11 protein-coding genes are annotated in these 18326 nt (G+C 39.1%); 10 read left to right on the top strand and 1 reads right to left on the bottom strand.

Features of this window, described 5'->3' with window-relative positions; all coding sequences use genetic code 11:
• Positions 1-153 precede the first annotated feature (153 nt).
• A complete protein-coding gene (pgi, locus tag LT090_RS05240; protein WP_068546896.1) occupies positions 154-1797 on the top strand; it encodes a glucose-6-phosphate isomerase in 1644 nt (547 codons plus the stop codon).
• 123 nt (positions 1798-1920) lie between these two features.
• Here pgi and aqpZ read toward each other — a convergent pair whose 3' ends face one another.
• Entirely contained in the window at positions 1921-2613 is a 693-nt protein-coding gene (gene aqpZ / locus LT090_RS05245) for an aquaporin Z (RefSeq protein ID WP_068546895.1), read from the bottom strand.
• A gap of 591 nt (positions 2614-3204) precedes the next feature.
• Here aqpZ and LT090_RS05250 point away from each other — a divergent pair.
• The 9 genes from LT090_RS05250 to LT090_RS05290 all read left to right on the top strand — a co-directional run bounded on the left by LT090_RS05250 (position 3205) and on the right by LT090_RS05290 (position 18315).
• Positions 3205-5871: a TonB-dependent receptor gene (locus tag LT090_RS05250; protein WP_068546894.1), complete on the top strand. Its 2667-nt coding sequence runs from the start codon at positions 3205-3207 to the stop codon at positions 5869-5871.
• A 140-nt stretch (positions 5872-6011) separates the two neighbouring features.
• Positions 6012-6722 carry a SapC family protein gene (locus tag LT090_RS05255; protein WP_068546893.1) on the top strand — a complete coding sequence of 237 codons (711 nt, stop codon included), beginning with the start codon at positions 6012-6014 and terminating at the stop codon, positions 6720-6722.
• Between the two features lie 48 nt (positions 6723-6770).
• The gene (locus LT090_RS05260) at positions 6771-7061 is read left to right on the top strand and encodes a hypothetical protein (RefSeq protein WP_068546892.1); all 291 of its coding nucleotides are present in this window, start codon (positions 6771-6773) and stop codon (positions 7059-7061) included.
• Positions 7062-7190: 129 nt separating this feature from the next.
• The gene (locus LT090_RS05265) at positions 7191-9851 is read left to right on the top strand and encodes a family 20 glycosylhydrolase (RefSeq protein ID WP_068546891.1); all 2661 of its coding nucleotides are present in this window, start codon (positions 7191-7193) and stop codon (positions 9849-9851) included.
• Positions 9852-10111: 260 nt separating this feature from the next.
• Positions 10112-10996: an N-acetylglucosamine kinase gene (nagK, locus tag LT090_RS05270; protein ID WP_089153026.1), complete on the top strand. Its 885-nt coding sequence runs from the start codon at positions 10112-10114 to the stop codon at positions 10994-10996.
• 66 nt (positions 10997-11062) lie between these two features.
• Entirely contained in the window at positions 11063-12058 is a 996-nt protein-coding gene (gene nagB-II, locus LT090_RS05275; protein ID WP_068546889.1) for a glucosamine-6-phosphate deaminase NagB-II, read from the top strand.
• 1 nt (position 12059) lies between these two features.
• Positions 12060-13193 (top strand): N-acetylglucosamine-6-phosphate deacetylase, encoded by a 1134-nt coding sequence (gene nagA / locus LT090_RS05280; protein ID WP_068546888.1) that lies wholly within the window; start codon positions 12060-12062, stop codon positions 13191-13193.
• 172 nt (positions 13194-13365) lie between these two features.
• Entirely contained in the window at positions 13366-14673 is a 1308-nt protein-coding gene (gene nagP, locus LT090_RS05285) for an N-acetylglucosamine MFS transporter NagP (RefSeq protein ID WP_068546887.1), read from the top strand.
• A 696-nt stretch (positions 14674-15369) separates the two neighbouring features.
• Entirely contained in the window at positions 15370-18315 is a 2946-nt protein-coding gene (locus LT090_RS05290) for a TonB-dependent receptor (RefSeq protein WP_068546886.1), read from the top strand.
• Positions 18316-18326: the final 11 nt, after the last annotated feature.

The following is an 18326-nucleotide window of genomic DNA, read 5'->3' on the forward strand; positions in this document are numbered from 1 at the left end:
ACATTGCAAATGTTTATGAATTTTGATCGTTACTGTTGTTAATCGGCCGTTAACTTTTATTCTACATTAAGTGAAAATGAATTGACAGCGCTGTCATTTAACTCTAGTTTATAGTTTCAATTTTGCAAATTAATCGTTCTATAGGCAATTTCTATGACTTCACGCACACAATTAAACAGTTGGAAAAAACTACAGTCTTTAGCCGAAGACATCAAAAGTACCCACTTGAATCAATTGTTTGAGCAAAACCCAGATCGTTTTGATAACTTTTCTTTAAAGTTAGACAACATGTTATTTGATTACTCAAAAAACCTTATCAACCAAGAAATCTTAGATACCCTAATTGAGCTGGCGAATGACGTTCAATTATCCCATTGGCGTGAAAAGATGTTTAATGCCGAGCGTATTAACCTAACGGAAAACCGTGCAGTACTGCATACCGCATTACGAAATCGCTCGCTATCTCCAATTATGCTTGACGGTGAAAACGTTACTGAGCAAGTCGAAGCTCAACTTGAAAAAATGAAAGGCTTTGTGCAACAGGTGCGACAGGGCAGTTGGTTAGGTTATTCGAATAAACGAATTACGGACATCGTTAATATTGGTGTAGGTGGTTCAAACCTTGGACCACAAATGGTGACTGAAGCGCTTAAGCATGAAAGTGACCAAAGTGTGAATGTGCATTACGTTTCAAATGTTGATGGCACACAAATCAGCGAAGTATTGGCACCGCTAAATCCTGAAAAAGTATTGTTCATAATTTCCAGCAAAACATTTACCACAACAGAAACAATCACCAATGCCAATACTGCTGTGGCTTGGTTGTTAAATAAAAGTCAGGATAAAGCCTCGATTGCTAAGCACTTTGTTGCCGTGACTGCGAATAAGGAAAATGCGATGAAGTTTGGTATTGACGGCGATTCCATCTTTTCGATGTGGGATTGGGTAGGCGGTAGATTTTCACTATGGTCAGCCATTGGGTTGCCTATTGCCCTTGATATCGGTTTTGAAAAATTCATCCAGTTACTTGAAGGTGCCCATGAAATGGATGAGCACTTTAAACATGCGCCTTTTGATCAAAATGCGCCGGTGTTATTGGCATTGATCAGTTTGTTTAATTGCACCTTCCTTGGTTTTAAATCACAAGCAATTTTACCCTACGATCAAAGTTTACACATGCTTAGCGCTTATTTGCAGCAAGCAGAAATGGAAAGTAACGGTAAATCGGTAAACTGGCATGGTGAGCAAGTGCCATACGCGACAGTGGCATCTATCTGGGGTGAGTTAGGTATAAACGGGCAGCATGCGTTTTATCAATACTTGCATCAAAGTAATAATGTTGTGCCGGCGGATTTTATCGGCTCGATAGAGCCGGTATCAGGTCTAAAACATCATCACACCACCTTGATGGCTAACTTCTTTGCGCAAACGCAGGCACTAATGACCGGCGTTAATGAACAACAAGTAAGGCAAGATTTAAAGGCGAAAGGGCGAGTACAGCAAGTTATTGATAAAATTGCGCCGCACAAAGTGCACGAAGGTAATCGACCTACGAACACTTTATTAATGAGTAAAATCACGCCTCATACCATTGGTCAACTTATTGCTTTGTATGAACATAAGATATTTAGCCAAGGGATTTTACTGCAAATCTGTTCGTTTGATCAGTGGGGCGTTGAATTAGGTAAAGGGCTTGCCGCTAATATTGAAGATGAATTAAATTCTGACAGTAGCTGTGCTGATCATGATGGCTCTACCGCCAACCTAATTAAGCATTATAAAGCTTTAGCTAGCTAAGCATAAGTTATTTTGGCTCGATAGATAAACAAAAAGGGTGGAGCTTAGCTTCACCCTTTTTAATGTTTTTAACTTAATGTTTTTAACTTAATGTTTTAAATATAGAATATCTATATCGGTAGCTTATTTCTCTGCAGAAACCCAGCTATAAACTTTACCCGCTAGAAGCGCGCCAACAATCGGTGCAACCCAGAACAACCAAAGCTGCGCAGTTGCCCAGTCACCAACAAATACCGCGACACCGGTACTACGAGCCGGATTTACTGATGTGTTACTTACAGGGATAGTAATTAAATGGATTAAGGTTAAACATAAACCAATCGCAATAGGTGCAAAACCTGCTGGAGCTCGTTTATCTGTCGCACCTAAAATAACCATCAAGAACATAAAGGTCATCACAACTTCAGCAATTAACACGGCTACCATTGAATAACTCTCTGGCGAATGCGCACCGTAACCATTTGAGGCAAAACCACCAGCAACATCAAATCCAGGGGCGCCTGAGGCTATGCTATATAAAACAGCTGCCCCTGCTATACCGCCAATTACTTGTGCACCTATATAAGGCAGCAATTCATTAGCAGGAAAACGTCCACCCGACCATAAACCAAACGATACCGCAGGGTTTAAATGACAACCAGAAACATGACCAATTGCATAAGCCATGGTCATAACGGTTAAACCAAAGGCCAAAGAAACACCTACGTAACCAATGCCTAAATCGACGTTGGCGGCTAATACCGCACTACCACAACCACCTAATACTAGCCAAAATGTACCGAAAAACTCAGCGGCCAATTTATTTGTTAAAGTCATACTTATATTCCTATGTTTATTTTTATTTATTAAATAAAAGTGAGCTGTTTAATAATGAAACACCAAGTTTCATTTTTAAACATGATGTAAAACATTGATTATTAAATTTTTATTTGTTCTAGATAGTAATTTAATAGTCGATATTTAAAAAATAATACATCTTCCTCAAATTTAGTCGACTTTATTGAAAAGCGCCTGAAAAACTTAAAGATATCACTAAAAAATTTCCTTTTTCCTATGTAAAAAAGTATAAAACACCAAAAAACGTATCTTGATTACATTTTTTTTTGTTGTTTTTGGAACTTTTTATAAATACCTCAAGGCATTGAAAAATAACGAATAAAAATTATCTTTGTGATGTTTTTACACAGGTAAATTGTATGAATATGCAACAAAATGTAAATTTATTGTAGCCAAATTGTTTTTTTCTGTGTTATGGTTTTTATCAAGCATTTGACAGCGCTGTCAAAAATAAATGACAGCGCTGTCAGATCGGGTTGAAGAGATACCAAGTTAACTGTATTTGATTAAACATCCGATAACGCTGAGTAGTAGTGACAATAATTAATAAAATCTTAAGGGTAAGAAAACATGTCATCATTCAAATTCCAAAAAAACATCCTAGCAACTACTGTTGCCATGGTGATTACCGGTGCTAGTGCACCTGTCTTAGCGGCTGAAGAAGCTGCATCAGATGTTGAAGTTATAGAAGTTCGTGGTATTCGCGGCAGCATGAAAGAAAATATCAATGCTAAACGTTTTTCAGATTCAGTTGTTGATGTAATTACCTCTGAAGATATTGGTAAGTTTCCTGACAAAAATGTTGCCGAATCGTTATCTCGCATCACTGGTGTGGGGGTAAGTCGTGAGTATGGTGAAGGTGAAAAAATCACTATACGTGGTGCAGGCCCGACCAAAAATAGAACTCTACTAAACGGCCAAAATGTCGCTACTGCGGATTGGTTTATTCTTGATAACCCTTCACGTGGTTTTAACTTTACATTGTTACCGTCTTCATTGGTAAAAGGACTAGAAGTATACAAAACACCTGAAGCAAGTATCGATGAAGGTTCAATCGGTGGTACTGTGGTTATGAATACTCGTAAACCACTTGAGTTAGACGCTAACCATATAAGCATAGGCTTACAAGGTCAATACTCTGAAACATCTGAAGAAACTGACCCGCAAATTGACGCCTTATATTCTTGGAAAAACGAAGCAGAAAACTTCGGTGTTTTAGTCTCGGTTACAAAACAAGATCGTACAGTTCAACGTGAAGGCGTTGAAGTGCTAGGTTGGACACCTGCTGATGCCAACGGCATGAAAGCACCGAAAGACATTGGTAACCCAATTTTTATTCAAGACCGTGAACGTGAAACTATTTTTGCATCGATTCAATATGCGCCAAGTGACAACCTTGATTTTACGCTAAATATTCTTGATTCATCGATGGATGCCAATAACGCAAATGTGAATTTATTAATCCGTCCACAGAACAACTTAGATACGTTAGTAAATACCAAGTCAAACGGTAACAATATTTACGCTGGTGAAGTAACAGCTGCAGGCTCTTACGAGTGGGATTTCATTAACCGTGAATCTAGCACTGAAACATCGTCATATGACTTAGAAATGAACTACAGTGGTGACGGATACAGCATCCATGCACAGGTCGGTACAACTGAAGCTGAAGGTGGCACATATAACGAAGCCTCATGGTCTTTTGTTCCTAACGTTGATGATGCAAATAAAACCTATGCATTTGATTTATCAGGCACGCCTTCAATCGATATCGGTGTTGATCCTTTAGACGGTTCACAATGGGGACAAAACTGGACTTGGGGTGGTAACAAACCAACGACTGACGAAGAAACATACGCACAGTTAGATTTAACATTTGATGTTGATTACGGTGCTTTTTATGAAATTAAAACAGGTATTAAATATCGCGATCATGATAGAAGTCAAGGTCGTCAAGCCTATAGTTGGCATGGTCCTGAAACGCTTCCTGAAGGCGTTGAGGGAAATTATATGGAATGGATCTTTGAACAATGTCCTACACTTGCAGATTGTGGGCAATCAACTGGTAGTCATAAGGTAGCTGACGATGTTGTTAACGGCAACGTTGTAGAGCAATTAAAAGGTTCTCGTTCGCAATTTATGACTCTTGCATTTGATGGCTACGGTGACGTTCCAGCAGATTATGCCGTAAGTAATGTATTAAGTGAAATTTGGGATATCAATGAATCCATTTTAGCTCTTTATGCTCAGGGTAACTTCTCTGGTGACGGATTCCGCGGTAACTTAGGTATCCGTGTTGTTCAAACAGAACAAGAATCGTCTAGTTATAATTTCAGCCAAGACTCTTGGGGATTCCATACCGTTGATAGAGAATGGTTAACACCAACATATATGGAATGGGTTACAGAAGATCGCGACTACACTGAAATTTTACCAAGCTTTAATATCGCATTCGATGTTACCGAAGATCAAATCGTTCGATTTGGCGCTGCACGAGTTATGGCTCGCCCTAACTTCTCAGACTTAGCCCCAATTGAAACAACGGGTGCACTTAATGTTGAGTTTCCTACAGGCACAGCAGGTAACCCTAACTTAGATCCACAAATTGCCGATCAATTTGATATGGCTTGGGAATGGTACTTTGATGAATCTGCATTATTGTCAGTAACTTATTTCTACAAAGACATTCAAAGTTACCGTACCAGCGGCACAACAGTTAAACCTTTCTATGATCAAGAAAATGACCAATTGGTTGATGTAACACTTACTCGACCGGATAACGGTTTAGGTGGTTCGACTGACGGTATCGAATTAGGTTACCAACAAGCATTCGGTAATTTCGGTTTATCAGCTAACTATACTTATACGAATGCTGATACAGACCAAACTCGTGATGAAATGGTTGCTGGTTCTGGCTTGGTTGAAGGTGCTTCTGAGCATATGTATAACGTAACAGCATACTATGAGAACGATACATTTGGTGCTCGTTTAATGTATAACTTCAGAACTGAATGGTACAAAGGTCTGCACTTTTCGGGTGATGAAGTATGGAATGATGAATATGGTCAGTTAGATTTCAGCTCTTCATATAAACTAACTGAGAACGTAAGTTTAAGTTTTGAAGCGGTAAATATTAGCGACGAAGAAGTGATTGAGTATAATACTGATCCAGCGCGATTAATGTCAGTTTATCAAAACGGCCGACGTTTTGTTGCTGGTGTAAACTTAACGTTCTAATTTGGACTAAAAGTAGTAAAAAGGGGAGTTTTTCTCCCCTTTTTTTATCTAAATTGTAAATATCACTTGTATTGGTTTAATCCCTCGGTTTAGTCTTACGTTCACATTTAAAAAAAGGTCTACATTTTGGGAGTAGTAAAATGAGCCAACAAAACATTCAGCCATTGAATAAAAATATTCACGGCAAAATCAAAATTAAACAACAAAGCAACTTTGCACATATTAAAGGTCAGCATTTAGCTCCGGTAGTAGTACACGAGTTTTCAAGAGCCGGATCAGAATTTCCTGTATGTTTTGTTAAAAACTCAGATTCAGGTAGTTTTCAACCAGTAGCACTATTTGGTGTGAAGCCTGGTGAAAACGCATATACCGAGACTGAACGTTGGGAAGGTACTTACGTTCCTGCTGTAGTAACTCACTTTCCATTAGCATTAGTGGCTGATGGCAAAGAAGAAGATAAGTTTATGGTGGTAATTGCCACTGAAAACGAAGTAGTAAATGAAGAAGACGGTGCCGCACTGTTTGATGATAACGGTGATGAAACAGAGTTTTTAGCTAGACGCAAAGAAGCGCTAGGTAAGTACTTAGAGCACACACATATGACTAAAATGTTCACTGAAGTTTTAGTAGAAAAAGATTTATTGGTTCAGCAAAATTTGGAAATTACCGTTAAAGAAGAAAAAATCCAAATTAATGGTTTATACCTTGTTGATGAAAAGAAGCTTAATGAACTTTCTGATGAAGATTATTTAGATCTTCGCAAGCGTGGTTTAATTGGTCCAATTTATGCCCACTTAAACTCAATGCATCAAATCAATCGTTTAGTAACGAAGAAAGCAGCATTAAGCTAAATTGAATAGCGGTGGCGATTAAAGCGCTGCCGCTCTTTATGAGGCTTTATGAAAAATCACATTGTAAAATCCATCACAATCGTTGATGGTAGTTCATCCAGATGGGTAAGTGCGTTATATCTAATCAAGCTATATAGCCACGCCAGCATACAAATCCAAACCTCAGTCATCGAAAGTAAATACATCATTGACCGTATCAAACATAAGTTAAATGAAACTGTTAAAGCAGTAGCATTCTTTAATCAACTTGATCAACACAGTAAATCACTTGTTACTCAATTGCCAGAGCATAGAGCTCTAATTGAAAAAGTGAAAAAGTATGGCCTGAGTAAAGTATAACAAGTTCTAATTAGCTCTGTTCAAACTTAAGTGGATTACGCCGGGTTAAACCATATTGGCAAGCAATAGAGCTAAGCACAGATATCAACAGAATAAACAAATTTTAAATAGTAAATAGGTATTGAAAACGTGAAAAAATCATTTGCTTTAACCTTAGCTACATCGCTTATTATTAGTGCTTGTTTCGACAACAAAACGCCTCAACCGGGCACTAGTATAGATAGTCAACAAAGCATTATTAGCCAAGAGAGTTTAAACCAGTTTGCCGATTCGGTGGATGTGAAGTATCAACTGGTTACTAATATTCCAACCGAGCAATGCGATGAAAATCGAGGTGATGGGAATTGTTTTGTAGTAGAGATGAGCTTTACTGCAAAACAAGATTTTTACGGTAAAGGTTGGGCGATTTATTTTTCGCAAATCAACCCTGTACAAAGTGTTGATAGTGACATATTTACCATTGAACATGTTAACGGCGACCTACACAAAATTACCGCAACAGATAAATTTACTGGCTTTAAAGCGGGCCAGAAATACAGCATGCAATATCGAGTTGATTTTTGGTCGCTAAGTGAAACTGATGCACTGCCAAACTATATTGTCCATGCGCCAGAACTTGATGCTCAGGTAATTAAAAGCACGCAAACTGTAATCAACCCTGAAACCGGTCTAGAAAAATATCCATTCGTTGAAAACTATACCAGTGTTGAAAAGCAATTTAATCGCACAGCAACAGAGCAAACTAAGTGGGCAACTGCAGAACTTCTCTTTGAACGTAATGCTGCTAAGGAAATGGCCACTAAAAATATTAAGGAACAACTAATTCCAACACCTAAATCTATCAAAGTGAGCTCTGGTACGATTGATTTAAGTAAAGGTATTAGTATTGAATTTAATGCGGACAAAGCGCCGTTGAACAGTGCATTACAACGATTAGAAACATTAGGTATAAAGCAATCGAAAAATGGCGTAAATGTGTCGTTAGCGATTGAAAAATCAAACAACGTGCTGGGCAGCTACCAGCTAGTATCTGGTGATACTGGCATCGCTATTAGCGCCAACGATATTAGTGGCTTGTACTACGGCTTGCAATCTATTGCCGCGTTAGTTGCAGTCGATGATCTTTCGATTCCTTTTGTCCATATTGACGATGAACCACATTATCAATTTCGTGGCATGATGGTTGATGTTGCTCGTAACTTCCATTCAAAACAATTTGTCCTCGATTTACTCGATCAAATGGCCGCCTATAAACTGAATAAATTACATTTACACTTAGGTGATGATGAAGGTTGGAGACTTGAAATTGATGGCTTGCCAGAGCTAACCGATATCAGCTCAAAACGTTGTTTCGATTTATCAGAGCAGACTTGTTTATTACCGCAACTCGGTGCAGGTGTTGATAGCAGCAGTAGCGTAAACGGTTATTACTCAAAACAAGACTATATCGACATTCTTAAATATGCATCCGAGCGACATATTCAAGTGATCCCATCACTTGATATGCCAGGCCATTCGCGCTCATCTATTGTGGCGATGAAAGCGAGATACAAGCGCTTGATGGCAGCGGGTGACGAACAGGGCGCTAAACAATACCTTTTGCACGACGAAAACGACACGACTGTATATTCGTCGGTGCAGTACTACAATGACAACACCATCAATGGTTGTATGGAATCATCGTATGATTTTATTGGCAAAGTTATGGATGAAGTAAAATCGCTGCACGAGCAGGCAGGTCAACCGCTGAGCCGTTATCACATTGGTGCTGATGAAACAGCAGGCGCTTGGGTTGAATCGCCAATCTGTAAAGCCTTTATCGCTAACAATGACGCCGGTGTAACTAAGCCGGAGCAGGTTGGCAGTTACTTTATTGAGCGCGTGGCGAAAATTTTAACGGAACGTGGCATTGAAACCGCTGGTTGGAATGATGGCATGATGCATACGAATCCAGAAAATATGCCAGACGTTGTGCAAGCAAACTCTTGGGGATTAACTTATTGGCAAGGACATCAAGCAGCACATAAATTAGCTAACCAAAACTGGGAAATCGTAGTATCGAGTCCGGATGCAACGTATTTTGATTTTCCATATGAAGCCGACCCTAAAGAGCATGGGTATTACTGGGCATCGCGTCACTCTAATACCGAAAAACTATTTCAATTTATGCCTGATAACTTGCCGGTGCACGCTGAATTTTGGCTAGATAGAGAAGACAAACCGTATCAAACGGATGACAGCTTAGTGATCGGCGATAAAGGCGAAATATCTTCTGCACCGATGAAAGTAGGGAAGAAGTTCGTGGGCATTCAAGGACAACTATGGAGTGAAAATACTCGCAATGACGATTTAGCAGAATACAAAATATTTCCTAGATTATTTGCTTTGGCAGAAAGAGCATGGCACTTACCGAACTGGTCGGTTCCATACCCTTATAAAGGTAAGAAATATAGCCAAGAAACGAGTAACTTTACTGACGAAAAACGTCAGCAACGTGATCAAAATTGGGCAGAGTTTGCCAATGTAATCACCAATAAAGAGCTGAACAAACTAGATCGTGCCAACATTTTCTATCGAATTCCTACAGTAGGCGGGAAGATAATTGACGGTAAATTGTACATTAACTCGACGTTGCCAGGCTTAGCCTTGGAATACAAAACAGCGGAAAGTAAATGGACATCATGGACTCAACCAGTAACTGTTACTACAGATGTGTTAGTCCGTGCAAGAAGTAAAGATTTAACAAGGGCTGGCCGTGAACTGGAAGTTAAATTTGTAGCAATTAAATAGATTTAGCTAACGAAAAGTAACAGTTTTTATGAAAAAAATGGCTAATATTGACAAAATATTAACCAATACAAAATATCATTTCTAAGCTCTAGACTATATTTTTAAAGGCTTGTTAATGAAGTGATAATATAATTTAAAAAAATATAACAAAAGCTAATGACAGCGCTGTCATTAGTGTGTAGTATTTAATGAACATATAAAAATATAAACGCCAAGTCATACTCGACTGACACGTTTCTGATTTTTGACAAGAGGCAATAATGGAAAGCAACAATAATCAGCTCTATTTAGGTATTGATGGTGGTGGCAGCAAGTGTAAAGCTATTATCATGAATGCAGATATGCAAGTGCTAGGAGAGGGGATCTCAGGCGCTGCTAATCCATTTCATAATTTAGAAAGAGCTCAACGTTCAGTTGAAAATGCTGCAGAATTAGCTCTAGAAAATGCTGGTTTAGACATTGCCACTAAAAAGAGTTTAATTGCTGGCGTTGGTTTAGCTGGTGTTAACTTACCGAAATATTTTGCCTTAATGAATGCATGGCAACATCCATTTAAATCTATGCATTTAGCGACAGATCTTCATATTGCTTGTTTAGGTGCCCATGGTGGTAACGATGGTGCGATTATGATCACCGGTACTGGTTCGTGCGGTTATGTGACGGTTAACGGTGAACAGCTAATTATTGGCGGTCATGGCTTTCCACATGGTGATATTTGCAGTGGTGCTTGGTTGGGTTTTAAGGCCGTTGAGCATGTTTTATTGAGTCTTGATGGTGTTATTGAGCCAACAGTATTAACCAATAAGATATTAACTCTGCTTGATTGTCATGATGCCAGCACTCTTATAGAAACTATTGCGGGTAATAATGCAACCTATTACGCAAAACTGGCTATTAGTGTTTTTGATGCTGCTGACAATGGTGATGCGGTAGCAATCGATATTATTAATCAAGGTTGCCAATACTTTTCCGCTGTTTATAAAAAGCTTAAAGCCAAAGGCGATGTGCCTTTATCTCTGATCGGTGGATTAAAACCACGCTTAATGGAGTGGTTAAACAGCGATATTGCCAAGCAGATCCAAGAACCTCAAAATCCGCCAGAAGTAGGCGCGGTATTATTTGCTAGGCAGCAAAGCGGTTTGTAATTAATCGCAATAGAAAAACACAAAGTACTTATTTTTTAATTTAAATTTATTCGTTCAGGTAACACTATGACCACATTAATGGAACAAGAAGCTAAGCAAACACCACAAGTGATCGCTGAGCAAATCAAATCAAATGCTGAAGTGGCATCAAAAATCGGTAATAAGCTAATCGAAAATGACCCGAAAATGGTGATGATTATTGGTCGTGGTTCATCTGATCACGCTGGTGTTTTTGGAAAGTATTTATTTGAAATAGAAACAGGCGTACCAACGTTTGCAGCTGCTCCATCAGTGGCTTCTGTTTATGGTAAAACTCTTAAATTATCAGGTGCGTTCGTGATTGTTATTTCGCAATCAGGCCGTAGCCCTGACATTCTATCGCAAGCTCAAATGGCTAAAGATGCGGGCGCCTATGTTGTTGCACTTGTTAACGATGAAACATCACCACTAGCAGAGCTTGTTGATGATGTATTGCCATTAAAGGCTGGTCCAGAAAATTCAGTAGCGGCGACTAAGAGTTACTTAGCAACACTTTCTGCATTGTTACAATTAACAGCATACTGGACTAAAAACCAAGAGCTTATCAGTGCATTAGATACATTACCTGCTGCACTATCGAGCGCTATCGAAGCGCCAGCTCAACTAACCGCCGAAGGCTTAGGAAATGAGCGAAACTTAGTGGTATTAGGCAGAGGTTTAGGTTTTGCAGTATCAAAAGAGATAGCGTTAAAACTTAAAGAAGTTTGTTCGATTCATGCGGAAGCATTTTCAAGTGCCGAGTTTTTACATGGCCCAGTTACGTTAGTTGCACAGAAATTGACCATTGTTGATTGCCACGTAATTGATGAATCTGATCAGGCTCATAGAGCGCAAGTAGAAGAAGTTAAGTCTCGTGGTGCCGATCTTATCCATTTACAACAAGTTGTAACAGATGTTCACCCACGCCTTGCTCCTTTGTTAGTATTACAACGTTTTTATTTAGACGTTGAGAAAGTAGCACTTGCCAAAGGATTTAATCCTGATGAACCACAAGGCTTAAAGAAAGTAACTAGGACTTTATAGTATGAGCAAAGCACTGCATCAAGAAACGCTGCACCTAGAAGCATTGTTTGATGGCGAAACTATGCATCACAATGTTGCCGTAACCTTTAATGAATCTAAAATTACAGCAATTGAGCCATCAGCGGAGAAAGAATTAATCGCTGGAACCATGGTTCCTGGATTTATTGATGTGCAAGTAAATGGTGGCGGCGGTGCTTTGTTTAATAGTGATCCAAGTGTTGAAGCAATTAACACTATCGGTCTTGCCCACGCAAAATTTGGTACAACTGGCTTTTTGCCAACCTTGATCACTGACAATGTTGAAGTGATGCAGAAAGCTGCTGACGCGGTAAGTATTGCAATAAAGCAACAAGAGCCAGGTGTCTTAGGTGTACATTTTGAAGGGCCGCATTTGTCGGTACCTAAAAAAGGTGTTCACAGTACTGAATTTATTCGTGCAATTAGCGACGCTGAGATGGCGGTTTTTACTCGTCAAGACTTAGGTAAAGTAGCGGTTACACTAGCACCTGAAAACGTTAATGTGACCGATATTAAAACCTTAGTTGATGCTGGTGTTCGCGTTTGCTTAGGCCATTCAAATGCCGATTTTGAGACCGTAAATAACGCTCTTAAAGCCGGCGCAACCGGTTTTACCCATCTATTTAATGCTATGTCTGCAATGCAGTCTCGGGAATTAGGTATGGTTGGTGCTGCATTGCTTGATGATAATAGTTGGTGTGGTTTAATTGTTGATGGTTATCATGTCGATTACAACGCCTGTAAAATTGCTATACGAGCGAAACAAACCGGTAAGATAATGCTAGTGACAGATGCTATGCCACCTGTTGGCACTGAAGATCAGAGCTTTCCATTTTTCGGTTCCAAAGTTATTAGAACTGGAGATAGATTAAATGCGTTAACTGGTGAATTAGCCGGTTCATGTTTAGATATGGCTGCAGCCGTTAAAAATACGGTTGAGTATGTCGGTGTTGATTTAGAAGAAGCGCTAAGAATGGCGGCATTATATCCCGCACAATTTTTACAACTTGAACGCTCGATAGGGCAGTTATCTGTTGGTGCGCAAGCCGATTTTGTTTTATTAGATAGCGAGCTAAATGTCCAGCAAACATGGATTAGCGGTAAGCAAGTTTACTAAAGCAATAAATACAGCAGTAAATAAACTAACATATAAACCATAAATGAAATAATTTAATAGCGAGCAGGTGTTCATCTCCCTATTTAGCTAGAATAAAAAACAAAAGCAAAACCAAGCAAAACAAAAAATAAAAACAAATATAAATTTATTACAGCAAGTAAAAGGCAAAATTATGACAACATCAATAGAGTCTCAATCGAAAGGAACCAGCAGTTTTGTTCCAATGGCGATTGTCGCCGGTCTATTTTTTATTCTCGGGTTTGCAACCTGGTTAAACGGCTCTTTAATGCCGTATTTAAAACAAATTTTGCAACTGACACCATTTCAAGCTTCATTAATTTTGTTCTCGTTTTATATTGCGGTAACTTTTACTGCTCTGCCTTCTGCCTGGGTTATTCGAAAGGTCGGTTATAAAACCGGCATGGCACTCGGTATGGGGGTAATGATGCTTGCAGGATTACTTTTCATTCCTGCGGCTAAAACTCAAGTATTTGCATTATTCTTATTTGCACAACTAGTGATGGGCGCGGGCCAAACATTACTGCAAACTGCGGTTAACCCTTATGTCGTTCGCATTGGTCCAGAAGAGTCTGCGGCAGCACGTGTTAGTGTTATGGGGATTCTAAACAAAGGCGCTGGTGTTGTAGCTCCTATTGTATTCACCGCACTAATTTTAGATAGCTTCAAGGATCGAGTTGGCACTGAGTTAACTCAGCTACAAATTGATGAAATGGCCAATGGTCTTATTATGCCTTATTTAGGTATGGCTATTTTCATTGGTATTTTAGCTGTGCTCGTTAAAAAGTCTCCGTTACCAGAGTTGGAAAGCGAAGAAGACGACAACGAAACTAAAGAAAAAGGTCACATTAAAGCGGCATTATCGCATCCTAACTTGGCGCTAGGTGTAGTTGCATTATTCTTCTATGTTGCCGTTGAGGTAATCGCCGGCGATACCATAGGTACCTTTGCTTTATCCTTAGGTGTTGAAAGCTATGGTGTTATGACCTCTTATACCATGGTATGTATGGTACTAGGTTATACACTTGGTATTATCACCATTCCACGGTTTATTTCGCAACCTACAGCGTTAATGATCTCCGCTATCTTAGGTTTAATTCTGACGGTACTAATTGTTATCGGTGATAACGACTCTTACGCCATTGCCAATACGTTATTAGTGCCATTTGGTGGTACTGCATTACCAGATACATTATTAATGATTGCATTTTTAGGCTTAGCCAATGCGATTGTTTGGCCGGCGGTATGGCCATTAGCCCTATCAGGTATGGGTAAGTTAACCAGTACTGGTTCAGCGTTATTGGTTATGGGTATTGCGGGTGGTGCATTTGGCCCATTATTTTGGGGTATAACCAGTTCATTAACTTCTCTTGGTCAGCAAGGTGGTTATATGGTGATGTTCCCATGTTACCTGTTTATTCTATTTTATGCGGTCAAAGGCCATAAAATGCGTAAGTGGTAATTTAAAAATTTATCTTCCCCGAGATAACTAAAAAGCCCTAGCAAAATGTTGCTAGGGCTTTTTTATACCTGTATCAGGTTCCTGAATAAGCCAGAACAATGGCCTTAACTGCATAACACTTCAGTTTAAATAATTAACCTAACATTTTGTGTCGCAGCTTACGTTATTAACCCGATAGACTCTAATGCTAATGGCGGCCAATTCATGTCGTCAAGTATATTCAAATTCAAAACTGAACAAACGTTATCGAACTTTATTATTTTCCCAACGTTTAATGCCTCAAACATAGGGATTAACAGTAACAATAAATTGGTTAACCAATTTTGTTGCTTAACACTTCTTGTTTCTTATTTTGAGTCTTATATCCGAATAATTTATGTTCTATTTTACCATTCCGTAATTTTATTTTTATCTTTGTTGTTTATTTTTTGATTTGTATTTGCATTCTTGTTAACCAATTCAGGTGGCCTTGAAGGCTTTGTTGTGACTGGGTATTGCTTGTTTTGGTGGTGTCTGAAAATTATCTATTGGTTAACCAATTGAGAATGCATTGTTAAAATAAGTATTGTAAATTGTAAGAGGTTGTAATATAAAATCATCTGACATATTGATAAGGGTATCGACATGTCAATCTAATGACGACTTAAAAAATAAACTGAAATTACAATAATCAATCAGGTCTCACGGGGAAATAAAATGAAACTTAATAAAATAAGTTCACTATTTAGCGTAACTAAATATGCTAATAAGAATACAATGCTTTTTGGTACTGCATTAACAGCAATGTTATCAACGGCAGCATTAGCAGCAGAAGAACAAGCGCCAACTTCAGTCGATGAAGACATCGAAGTAATCGAAGTCACTGGTATGTTAGGAAGTATGAAAGCTGCGGCACTTCGAAAGCGCACTGATAGCCGAATTTCCGATGGTATTGTGGCAGAAGATATTGGTAAACTGCCAGACAATAACATTGCTGAAGCCCTACAACGTATTACAGGTGTTTCGATAAACACCGACTTTGGTGTAGGTGATAGTGTTTCGATTCGAGGCTTACCTCAAAATCGCGTGGAGTTAAATGGTCGTTCTACAATAGGCGATTCTCGTGGTGGTATTAGCCTTCAAGATTTCCCTTCTAGTTTCCTAAAAGCTGTTGAAGTTGTTAAATCACCAACAGCAGATATGATTGAAGGTGCTTTGGGTGGTACAGTCAGCTTGCAAACAGTTCGACCATTGGAGTTAGATGGTTTAACTGGAGCATTTTCACTTGATGGTGAGTATGCCGATAAAACAGAAAACTGGGCGCCGATATTTAGTGGTTCAATTGGTAATAATTGGGACTTAGGTGATGCCGGTACTTTTGGTGCGTTAGTTATGCTTTCATATCAAGACCGTGAAATCCGTCAAGATCAGTTTATGAGCCGTGTTTCGCCGATTCCTGGACCAGCGGGTGACTTGGCTGTTGGAGGTGGTAATACTTCAAGTAAAAATTATACATTACGAGATCAACATACAGTAGAGCAGTACCTAGAGCAACGCGAGCGTACAGCAGTCAATTTATCACTTCAATGGGCTCCGCAGTCTGGTGATGGGATGGTTTATCTAGACTTAAATACTACTGAACGTGAAGGCTCACAGGCTGGTAGTTCAGTTCTTGCTGTTGGTGGCGGTTTAGATGCTACCGATACAGGCATAACTCAAAACGGTAGTGGCGCATTAAACAACTTCTCTTTAGATAATGATTTTGCAATTCCTAAAACTTATAGTGACTTCCGTGAAACTGAAGCTTATTCACATGCGTTAGGTGGTGAATGGACTCTTACAGATGATGTTAAAATTTCAGGCGAAGTAGCAGTAGCGTCTTCAGAAAGTTATAGACCTGATGCTGAGTTTACCTTACGTCCAATCCAAAAATCTCTTTTTGATGGGACGTCAGATTCATTAACAAATAATGTATACACTGGTGAGTTCTCTCAATCAGGCGATAAACTTCCTAGTATTATTCACTCTGTTCCAGATGCATATACTAGCGAACAAGACCTAGCCCTACGTACATTCAAGTATGAAGAAAAATTGACAGATAATGAAGAGACAGCAATACGATTCGATATTGATATTGCTGATCCACTTGGCTTTGATTGGTTATCATCTTTGAAGTCAGGCGTTCGCGTTACCGAACGCGAATATAGCTATCGTCAATATAAAGAAGAAATCAAAGATATTTATAAGAATGCAAAAAATCCAGACGATTCATTAGCGACAGTTTGGATTGATGATTACAACTCAGCATTTCCTGGAAGCTTCTCAGTATTGAGCCATGAACATGCATTCGATCAGCTTGGAAAATCAGGTCAAAACGATTTATTAAAATATCAAGCGTATAATGGTTTAGATAATGCGCAAAATGTTTATAGTGAACTTCAACAACTATTAGCTGGAACTAGCCTTGCTACTACTGGCAGCCTAGCAGATAATCTAGAAGAAAGTTTAGGGTCTTATAGAGATATTACAGAAGATACACGAGCAGTTTATCTATCTGCATACTTAGACTTCGATAGTGTAACTGCCGTAGTTGGTGGTCGCTATATTGAAACCGATTTAGAGTCGAGTGTTTTCCTTAATGATGAGAAAATAACTGGTAAACATGAGTATGATGACTTCCTACCAAGTTTGAATGTAACCTACAATGCAACCGATAATACACTTGTACGCTTTGCCGCTGCAAAAGTTATGCGCAGAGCTGACTTTGGTCAGTTAAGCCCAGCTTTTGATATTGATAACTCTTATGTAAAAGCTACCCAAGGCTCAATTGATTTAGACCCTTATCGAGCAACTCAGTTTGACTTGTCAATTGAACACTACTTCGGAGCAGGTAACCTAGTTTCATTTGCAGTATTCTACAAAGATGTTGAGTCATTCCTGAATAACACAAATACCTGTCGAGCCGATGCAAGTGTTGCAGCCAACCAAAACGTAACTGAGTGGCAAAGTGTTTGTATTCTTGATGCAGTAGGTGAAGATAATCAAGATATGGTTTTCCTAAGCACTGCTGACGGTCTTACCGACGCTCAAGGTTTTGCTGCGGTTGATTTATTACGTCAAAATAACCTAACAGGTGTCGATACTGCCAAAGATACAAATGGCGAAAACGGTACGATAGAAGGTTTTGAAGTCGGCTATCAACAAATTTTTGACTTCTTACCAGGTGCATTTTCTGGGTTAGGTATCAGTGCAAACTATACATACGCAGACAGTGAACAACCAAATGGTAACCCACTATTAGATATTTCTGAGAATACTTATAACCTACAATTATTCTGGGAATATGAAGGCTTAGCAGCTCGCTTAGCATACAACTATCGAGATGGTTTCTTAGATACAGAAAATGAGAAGCGTGTTATAGCGATTGATGGTGGTGCAAATAACCCAGTCCCAGAAGACTCAATTGCCGGTAACAACTATCGTGATGATCGAGGTCAATTGGACGCTTCAGCTAGCTGGAATATTAATGAACACTTTACGGTAGTAGCTAACGCGACTAACTTGACTGGTGAAGCATCTATATTCAAAGACGAGTTAGGAAATAACTGGAAATATACGGAAGCAGATAGACGTTATACCATTGGTGTACGCGCTAAATTCTAAAACTTAAGCAC

The sequence above is a fragment of the Thalassotalea crassostreae genome (assembly GCF_001831495.1).
Taxonomy (GTDB): Bacteria; Pseudomonadota; Gammaproteobacteria; order Enterobacterales; family Alteromonadaceae; genus Thalassotalea_A; species Thalassotalea_A crassostreae.